This is a genomic window from Bifidobacterium simiarum, assembly GCF_002802905.1.
GTDB lineage: Bacteria > Actinomycetota > Actinomycetes > Actinomycetales > Bifidobacteriaceae > Galliscardovia > Galliscardovia simiarum.
The window spans coordinates 1-599 of the sequence record NZ_PEBK01000023.1 but is presented as its reverse complement, the minus strand read 5'-3'; the positions used below and the strand labels follow the sequence as shown (position 1 = coordinate 599).

Genomic DNA, 599 nt, shown 5'->3' with positions numbered 1-599 from the left:
GCGGCCGCCCAGCGGATGCGCCATGCCGTGCACCAGGCCCAGGCCCACGTTCGAGTACGCCATGCCCGTGATGTAGCTCGCGTACGCCATCTGCTCGCCCGCCGGCACGTCGCCGTCCGCCGACTTCGCCAGGTTCCTCGCGATCATGCGGATCGTCTGCATGCTCAGGCAGTCCGACAGGCTCCACGCCCCCGGCGTGATGTAGCCCTCGATCGCGTGCGTCAGCGCGTCCAGGCCCGTCGCGACCTTCAGGCCCCGCGGCATCGAGTCGGTCAGGTCCGGGTCCACGAACGCGACGACCGGGATGTCGTGCGGGTCCACCGCCACGAACTTGCGCTTGTTCCTCGTGTCCGTGATCACGTAGTTGATCGTCGTCTCCGACGCCGTGCCCGCCGTCGTCGGCACGCCGAAGATCGGCACGCTCGGGTTCTTCGTGTCCGCCACGCCCTCCAGCGAGAGCACGTCGCCGAACTCCGGGTTCGCCGCGATGATGCCGATGCCCTTGCACGTATCCTGCGGACTGCCGCCGCCCAGACCGATCAGGAAGTCCGCGCCCGACGCCTTGAACCGCAGCACGCCGTCCTGGATGCACTCCACCG

General features: G+C 69.1%; 1 protein-coding gene. It reads right to left on the bottom strand.

Features of this window, described 5'->3' with window-relative positions; all coding sequences use genetic code 11:
• Positions 1-599, bottom strand: a 599-nt coding sequence (locus tag CSQ87_RS10645) for an iron-containing alcohol dehydrogenase (RefSeq protein WP_117434934.1), incomplete at both ends; no start/stop codon positions are given.